7 protein-coding genes and 2 tRNA genes are annotated in these 7,831 nt (G+C 43.2%); 4 read left to right on the top strand and 5 right to left on the bottom strand.

The window, feature by feature from the left end; genetic code table 11:
• Positions 1-50: 50 nt before the first annotated feature.
• Both ACSLUR_RS06700 and ACSLUR_RS06695 read right to left on the bottom strand, forming a co-directional pair.
• Positions 51-126 (bottom strand) — tRNA-Glu (locus ACSLUR_RS06700).
• 61 nt (positions 127-187) lie between these two features.
• A tRNA-Ala gene (locus tag ACSLUR_RS06695) sits at positions 188-263 on the bottom strand.
• A gap of 333 nt (positions 264-596) precedes the next feature.
• Here ACSLUR_RS06695 and ACSLUR_RS06690 point away from each other — a divergent pair.
• Entirely contained in the window at positions 597-1,523 is a 927-nt protein-coding gene (locus ACSLUR_RS06690; RefSeq protein ID WP_448552933.1) for a gluconeogenesis factor YvcK family protein, read from the top strand.
• Positions 1,524-1,561: 38 nt separating this feature from the next.
• Here the strand turns inward: ACSLUR_RS06690 and dcd are convergent, their stop codons facing one another.
• Entirely contained in the window at positions 1,562-2,155 is a 594-nt protein-coding gene (gene dcd, locus ACSLUR_RS06685) for a dCTP deaminase (protein WP_448552931.1), read from the bottom strand.
• 91 nt (positions 2,156-2,246) lie between these two features.
• Positions 2,247-3,350, bottom strand: a complete 1,104-nt coding sequence (gene apbC, locus ACSLUR_RS06680; protein ID WP_448552929.1) for an iron-sulfur cluster carrier protein ApbC — start codon at positions 3,348-3,350, stop codon at positions 2,247-2,249.
• A 144-nt stretch (positions 3,351-3,494) separates the two neighbouring features.
• Between apbC and metG the strand changes: the two genes are divergently transcribed.
• The 3 genes from metG (at position 3,495) to ACSLUR_RS06665 (ending at position 6,794) form a co-directional block, all read left to right on the top strand.
• Positions 3,495-5,561, top strand: coding sequence for a methionine--tRNA ligase (gene metG, locus ACSLUR_RS06675; RefSeq protein ID WP_448552927.1), 2,067 nt, complete (start codon positions 3,495-3,497; stop codon positions 5,559-5,561).
• A 155-nt stretch (positions 5,562-5,716) separates the two neighbouring features.
• Positions 5,717-6,115 (top strand): VOC family protein, encoded by a 399-nt coding sequence (locus tag ACSLUR_RS06670; protein WP_448552925.1) that lies wholly within the window; start codon positions 5,717-5,719, stop codon positions 6,113-6,115.
• 49 nt (positions 6,116-6,164) lie between these two features.
• Positions 6,165-6,794 carry an HAD-IB family phosphatase gene (locus ACSLUR_RS06665; protein WP_448552923.1) on the top strand — a complete coding sequence of 210 codons (630 nt, stop codon included), beginning with the start codon at positions 6,165-6,167 and terminating at the stop codon, positions 6,792-6,794.
• A 33-nt stretch (positions 6,795-6,827) separates the two neighbouring features.
• On the opposite strand, the gene ACSLUR_RS06660 is transcribed toward ACSLUR_RS06665, so the two are convergent.
• Positions 6,828-7,811 carry a GlxA family transcriptional regulator gene (locus tag ACSLUR_RS06660; protein WP_448552921.1) on the bottom strand — a complete coding sequence of 328 codons (984 nt, stop codon included), beginning with the start codon at positions 7,809-7,811 and terminating at the stop codon, positions 6,828-6,830.
• Positions 7,812-7,831: the final 20 nt, after the last annotated feature.

The raw sequence follows: 7,831 nt of genomic DNA, 5'->3' as shown, positions 1-7,831 counted from the left end.
TTAATGCTCACTTGGTCAACTGCCTGACCTAGAAGGCAGCTCCCAGAATGTGGCATCCCGTAGGGGATTCGAACCCCTGTTACCGCCGTGAAAGGGCGGTGTCCTAGGCCTCTAGACGAACGGGACACTGTTCATGCTCGTAACCTTTATCTTAAAAGACACCTTTAATTACCAACATTCTAGAAAATGGTGGAGCTATGCGGGATCGAACCGCAGACCTCTTCGCTGCCAGCGAAGCGCTCTCCCAGCTGAGCTATAGCCCCAGTTTTAGTTCGGTAAAACACCTTACTTAAACCAGCCTTTAGACAAGCGACCTAGTACTCGTCGAAAGCGAGGCGCATTTTAGGCATGCCCCTGATAAGTGTCAACACTTAATTTTAAAATAACTCGAAAAGAATCGAATTATTTGTTTGATCGTTCACATTGAAATCAATCTGCTTATTTTTTGTGTATTCAACTAGTTAGCGAGTGTGGTTTTGCTGAACAAATTTTGAATTGTGCTAGTATTCGCGCCCACTTTGACCTTGGTAAAGAGTCAAAACTTTATTTTTAAAGGCTTTAACGTTAAGGTTTAACTAATTGGTTAAGAAACACACATGACTATGCAACTAAAAAAACTAAATATTGTTGCTATTGGTGGTGGCCATGGCCTAGGTCGTGTTCTCTCCACTCTCTCTTTTATGCAAGATCAACTCACTGGTATTGTCACTACAACCGATAATGGTGGTTCAACGGGTCGCTTAAGAAAAAGAAGCTCTTCCATTGCATGGGGCGATCTGCGCAATTGTTTAACCCAGTTAGTGGATGAAAACTCGGTCGGTAGTCAATTATTTGATTTTCGCTTTGACGGTGAAGACGAGCTAGGTGGTCACAATTTAGGGAACTTGATCCTCTATGGTTTAGGACAAATTCAATCGAGCCCTATCGATTCGATTAAATTAGTGCGTCGTTTGTTACGTGTTAGAACACCGGTATTGCCAATGTCTGAGTCCCCTACTGACTTAATGGCCTTTTACCCAGAAGGTCGTTGCCGTGTCGGTGAGCTTTCAGTAGATGACATGCCAATTATGCCAAAGAACTTAATGCTAGCACCTTTGGTTAAATCTCCTCAGCAATGTGTAGACGCCATTAACAATGCAGATTTAATTATTCTCGGCCCTGGCAGTTTCTTAACAAGTGTCGTTCCGCCACTCTTAGTACGTGATATTGCGAATGCACTTAAGCAAAGAAAAGGTCACTGTGTATTTGTCGAAAATATTGTTGCTGAAAACAGCCCTGCCGCCGCGCTTAGCCTAGACGAAAAACTGACGTGGATTGAAGAAAATATAGGTTGTCTGCCAATTGATAGTGCAATTTGCCATCATAAAGAGGTGACATCAGATAAAATCAAAGTGATAACGCACAATATGGCAAGTAATGATGTGAAACATCATCATGATAAAGCAAAGCTTATTGAAGCACTCAATAAGTGCATAGAAGGTATTGAGCCTATTGCCCCATTAAAAATAGCCAATGCTAACTAGCATTGGCTATTGTCACATAACGCTATAACAGCATTTCCCTACTCTGACGCATCATCTTGGCTAATACGACTGGCTACAGCCCCCGTTTGCCCTTTATATTTAGCATCTACACGTTTGTTGTAAGGACGATCAGCTTCGCCTGACATGGTTTCAAAATTTAAAGCTGCAATTTTCATCCCCGGACGAAGTGCAAGCGGCAACTTGCCACTGTTATAAAATTCTAAAACGATCTGACCAGACCAACCTGGGTCAATACGGTGAGCGGTAACATGAACCATTAAGCCTAAACGCGCTAATGATGAACGGCCATCAAGCCAGCCAACAATATCCGCTGGTAAGGTTACTGATTCAAAAGTCACCGCTAGTGCAAGTTCGCCAGGGTGTAAAAAGAAGGCTTCGCCGTCTGGAATCACAATCTCTTCACTCATCACCGCATTCATTTGCGCTTGCACTTCTTCGCGTGGGCCACTTAAGTCAATAAACGGCGCGGTATTGTTTTTAAACACACGAAACTCATTGCCTAAGCGAATATCAACGCTGACACCTGAGATCATCGAGGCATCTGGCTGTGGCTCAATGACTATTTTGCCGTCAGCAATGCAGCGTTCAATATCTTTATCACATAATCTCATGGCGCTTCTTCTTATTTTGTTGTGTCTATTGGGTTTTCGTTTATTTTTTATTCTTGTGCGTATACATCGAATTGCTGGTTGTTCTTTGTAGCTAATCCAGCACTTCAATGTTAGGTGTCGCAGGGCTGCGCATATCAAGTAAATGGAATACTTTACTCGCTATATTGCGCGCTATTTTACGGTATTGATCACAGATGTCACTAGCGCTTTCACTATTAAATAAGCTCTCGCCTAAATCCGCTTCTTGCCTAACTTGAATATTGAGTGGTAATTGTCCTAGTAAGTCTATCTGATTAATTTCGGCAATATCCTTGCCGCCATCAAGGCCAAATAAATGCGAATGATGACCGCAGTTTTCACAAATGTGATAACTCATGTTCTCGACCACGCCAAGCACAGGTACTTTCACTTTATCAAACATGGCAATGCCCTTTTGCGCGTCAGCTAAGGCAATATCTTGCGGCGTGGTCACAATCACAGACCCCGCAACCGGTACTTTTTGGGAAAGCGTTAGCTGAATATCACCTGTTCCCGGTGGCATATCAATCAGCAAATAATCAAGTTCTGGCCATTGGGTTTCATTTAACAGCTGACTAAACGCCGTGCTCGCCATTGGGCCACGCCAGACTGCAGCGTCACTGTCTGGCACTAGATAGCCGATTGACATTGAATAAATACCATCAGCGTCAATGGGGATCATAGTTTTACCATCAACTGAGCTCGGTTTATCGTCTTGGCAGCCCAACATAGTCGGAATTGACGGACCATAGATATCAGCATCTAAAATACCGACTCGCGCCCCTTCTTTTTGCAAGGCACGGGCAATATTGACAGTCGTTGTCGATTTTCCAACACCACCTTTGCCAGAGGCAATAGCAATAATGTTTTTTACGCCTGCTATGTCGTGCTTGCGCACCGCTTCGATATTGGTTGAGGTAGTAAACTCAACGGTTTTACCAAGCTCATCAGAAAGGGAGTGTGCAATACTTGTTAACTCATCGCCCGCATAAAAAGGTAGTGTTATGGCAATAAGCAACTTATCTTTTTGCTGTTCACCAGCTAATTCGTTGGCTAAAGCTAATACACCATACGGAAACGCATCAGAGCGATAGGCATCAAGCACTGACTCAATAAGTGAAAGGTCTTCGGGATTAATGGGTTTCTTCTTACTAAAAAATTGACTTAAGCGACTCAAATGGACACCTGTATAAATAACAGTAACTAGGGCGAGTTAATTGAAAATAGCCCAGAATTGTTAATGAAAATAGCTGGTAAATTCTGTACCATTGCGCCATTGATTTCCACCTTAAAGTGCTTAGCACGCTAGTATCTAAAGAAAATGTCAGAATCTACACCTCAAGCTAACGCCCAAACTGCTGCCGCAGACAAGCGTAAAATCTTAGTGACCTGTGCCCTGCCTTACGCCAATGGCTCTATTCATTTAGGTCATTTACTTGAACATATCCAAACCGATATTTGGGTGCGTTTCCAACGTATGCGCGGCAACGAAACCTATTTTGTTTGTGCCGACGACGCCCACGGCACGCCGATAATGCTTAAAGCGCAAGAGCTTGGCATTACGCCAGAGCAAATGATTGACGGTGTGCGCGAAGAGCACATGGCAGATTTCAACGACTTCTTGATCAGCTTTGACAACTATCACTCAACCCACAGTGATGAGAACCGTGAGTTTGCCAGTGAAATTTACAATAAGCTAAACGCTGCGGGTCACATTAAAACGCGCACTATTTCACAGCTTTACGATGAAGAAAAAGGCATGTTTTTGCCAGATCGATTCGTCAAAGGCACATGCCCCAAGTGTAAGAGTGAAGACGAAAACGGCGATAGCTGTGATAACTGTGGCGCAACTTACTCGCCAACAGAAGTCATTAACCCTCGCTCTGTGGTATCAGGTTCAACACCTGTATTGCGCGATTCAGAGCACTACTTCTTTGACCTGCCAGCATTTGAGCAAATGCTAAAAGATTGGACGACTGGTGGTTCATTGCAAGAAGAAATGGCTAACAAGTTAAATGAATGGTTTGAATCTGGCCTACAACAGTGGGATATCAGCCGCGATGCGCCATACTTTGGTTTTGAAATTCCGGGTGCACCGGGTAAGTTCTTCTACGTATGGCTAGACGCACCAATTGGTTACATGGGCAGCTTCAAAAACTTATGTGATCGCGAAAACATTGATTTTGACAGCTACTGGAACGAGAACTCAGATGCCGAGCTTTACCACTTTATCGGTAAAGACATCATCTACTTCCACAGTTTATTCTGGCCTGCCATGTTAGAAGGCGCAGGTTACCGTAAGCCGACTTCTGTTTACGCACACGGTTTTGTGACGGTGAATGGCGCGAAAATGTCTAAGTCAAAAGGTACCTTTATTAAAGGCCGTACCTACTTAGATCACCTAAACCCTGAGTACTTACGTTACTACTATGCAGCAAAATTAACCAACCGCATCGACGATTTAGACTTAAACCTAGAAGACTTTGCCCAACGCGTAAACTCTGACTTGGTTGGTAAAGTTGTTAACATTGCCTCGCGCTGTGCTAGCTTTATCACTAAGCGCTTTGACGGCATGTTATCAAGCAATGTTGAAGACCAAGCATTGGCTGATGAAGTAATGGCCGCTGGTGACAAGCTCGCTGAGCTATACGAAGGCCGTGAATTTGGTAAGGCAATGCGCGAAATCATGGCACTTGCTGACAAAGTGAATGAATACATTGCAGTTAAAGAGCCATGGCAGCTAGTTAAAGACGAAACCAAGCAGCAAGAAGTTCAAGATATTTGCTCATTAGGTATTAACCTATTCCGTATCTTAATGATTTACTTAAAGCCAGTGCTTCCTGCCCTAGCAGAAAAAACGCAAGGTTTCTTAAACGACGAATTAGTATGGGACGGCCATAAAGCCCTACTTAAAAATCACCAAATCAACAAATTCAAAGCGTTAATGCAACGTATTGAAATGGATAAAGTAAACGAAATGATTGAAGCCTCTAAAGAGTCATTAGCAACGGAAAAAGCAGCACCTGCGCCTGCTGGTCCATTAGCTGATGACCCGATTGCACCAGAAATTCAGTTTGACGATTTTGCCAAAATCGACCTGCGCGTTGCCAAAATCGTAAAAGCTGAACACGTTGAAAAAGCAGATAAATTACTTCGCTTGGAATTAGACCTTGGCGGCGAAACACGCCAAGTGTTTGCTGGTATTAAATCAGCGTACCAACCGGAAGACTTAGAAGGTAAGCTAACGGTGATGGTAGCTAACCTAGCACCGCGCAAAATGCGTTTTGGTATGTCTGAAGGTATGGTATTGGCTGCTGGTCCTGGCGGCAAAGACTTATGGATTCTTAATCCAGAAGAAGGCGCCCAGCCGGGTATGCGAGTAAAATAGTCGCTAGCCTCAACCCAATTAACTATTTTAAGCCCATCTCCGCGATGGGCTTTTTTATGCTTACTATTCAGCACCCTATTAAAATTAGCCATTGAAACATTGCTATATTCGCCGTAGGCTTTGCCAATAATAACGGTAAAAAAAGCAAAGAAAGCATGCATATTGACCATATTAATATCAGTGCCCCAAAGGCGGTATTAGACATTGAAAAAGACTTTTTCTGTGAGGTGTTTCAGTTAACCGTTGGAGATCGCCCTAAATTTTCCAGAAATGGCTATTGGCTTTATGCAGCCCAAACTGACAACAAAGATAGTTGTGCCCTAGTTCATCTAACTGAAAGCGACGAGCATTCAGCTAGCCCAGTAAAGCACTATTTTGACCATGTAGCATTTCAATTAACAGGCTTAGCTCGATTACTGGCAAAGCTCGATGAGCTAGGGATAATCTACCGCACTGACTCACTGCCTGATATTGGCATGACGCAAGTGTTTTTCCATTCACCTGCGGGTATTGGCTTAGAAGCGAACTTTCTGAATGAAATAATTTCTCCTTAGTTCCTATCCGATCTTAAAAAGTAAGGTCTTTAAAAGTTAACTCCATAAAATGAAAGCAGTAAACAACCCTAACCTTGGCCTCGCGCTTTTTGATTTTGATGGTACCATTACCACCGTAGATACTTATACCAAATTTCTCCTTAATACCACGCCACTCTATCGCATTGTCGTTGGTGCACTTGTGCTGTCACCTTTTATTTTACTGCATAAGCTTGGCCGCTATCCGACCGCTAAACTAAGGCCTAAGCTCACTTTTTTTGCCTTTTGGCGCAGAAAAGTCGCAAGCACTAAACAACAAGCTAATAATTTTTCCGCCAAGTTTATGGATTCCGTTATTTTTGACAGAGCACTTACCGAAATTCGTTGGCATCAGACACAAGGCCATGAAATAGCGGTGGTATCTGCCAACGTGAATATCTACTTAGCAGCTTGGTGTCGCCGCCATCAAGTAAACTTGATTAGCAGCGAACTAGCCGTTCAAAAGCATTGGAAAAACCTACGTTACACTGGCAAGTACCTTAATGGCGATTGCAGCAATGAAAAGAAAGCACTCGCGGTCCAATCTCACTATGAGTTAGCCAACTACTCGCATATTTATGCATACGGTGACACGCAAGAAGATATGCCAATGCTCGCCCTTGCCAATAAGAAGTACTTCCAATGGCAAGAGATAGCCTGATTCATAAAAAACGGGCTCATAAAGAAGGAATAGTCAAAGCAGATTAGCTTTATAGCGGGCACGATAGTTACTGGGTGAAAGCCCAGTTTTGCGCTTAAACAACTTGGTAAATGAGCTAATGTCGCTGTACCCGACTGCATGAGTAATTTCATCAATATGCTGGTTTGATTGCACCAATAGCTTACTCGCGGCGTCAATACGAATCGCTTGTAAATATTCGGAGGGGGTTATTTTTGCAGCCTCTTTAAAGCGTCTTATCAAAGTACGATTAGACACACCAAATTGTTGACTCACCTCGCTAATAGCAATGGTTTGACTATAGTGGCTCTCTAACCATTCTTGCACCGCTTTCACGGTTTTGTCGTTATGATATTTTTTTGCGATTAACGGTGAGTAAGTAAGCTGCGCTGTTCGGCCAGTCTCAAGTACAAACGAGCGCGCAGTGCCTTGCGCAGTCTCGTGTTCACAAAAAAGCTCAATCAAGTACAGCCCTAAGTCGAACCAAGCCATACCGCCGCTATCACAAAGAATATTGCCATCATGAGTAATATGCTGCTCGCTATTTAACGAAACGTTAGGATAACACTGACTAAATTGCTCAGCTGATGCCCAATGAGTTGTGGCACTTTTACCATCAAGTAAGCCTGCCTCAGCCAAAAAAAATGACCCTGTAGAATTACTGCCAATTATCGCGTCACTGCCTTTTAAGTGACGTAAAAACGCTATTAACTCTGGATTTTGCGCTAACGTTTTGTCTATATCGCCTGCAATACTCGGTACCAGAAAAATATCGCTTTCGATGGTGTCGCTAATTGCGCAGTGCGGGCTAATAATCACATCGTTCATGGTGTAAATCGGTTTTTTCTGCCAACTGGCAATTCTCACCTGAAAACGCTTATCAACTGGCAGTTGGTGATATTTATTCCAAGAAACACCGGCCAAATTAAATAAATCGTTAATCCCTGTAAGTGCACTGGCAAGCACATAGTCAAACGCTAGTATCGTTACTGTGATCATCCCTTTGCTTTGACACCTTA

It is taken from the genome of Thalassotalea montiporae, from assembly GCF_053485855.1.
This window is presented reverse-complemented; position numbering and strand designations above follow the sequence as displayed.

Coding starts and splice junctions, on each gene's coding strand:
- ACSLUR_RS06690 (WP_448552933.1), top strand. CDS start 597: ATGACTATGCAACTAAAAAAACTAAATATTGTTGCTATTGGTGGTGGC.
- dcd (WP_448552931.1), bottom strand. CDS start 2,155: ATGAGATTATGTGATAAAGATATTGAACGCTGCATTGCTGACGGCAAA.
- metG (WP_448552927.1), top strand. CDS start 3,495: ATGTCAGAATCTACACCTCAAGCTAACGCCCAAACTGCTGCCGCAGAC.
- ACSLUR_RS06670 (WP_448552925.1), top strand. CDS start 5,717: ATGCATATTGACCATATTAATATCAGTGCCCCAAAGGCGGTATTAGAC.
- ACSLUR_RS06665 (WP_448552923.1), top strand. CDS start 6,165: ATGAAAGCAGTAAACAACCCTAACCTTGGCCTCGCGCTTTTTGATTTT.
- ACSLUR_RS06660 (WP_448552921.1), bottom strand. CDS start 7,811: ATGATCACAGTAACGATACTAGCGTTTGACTATGTGCTTGCCAGTGCA.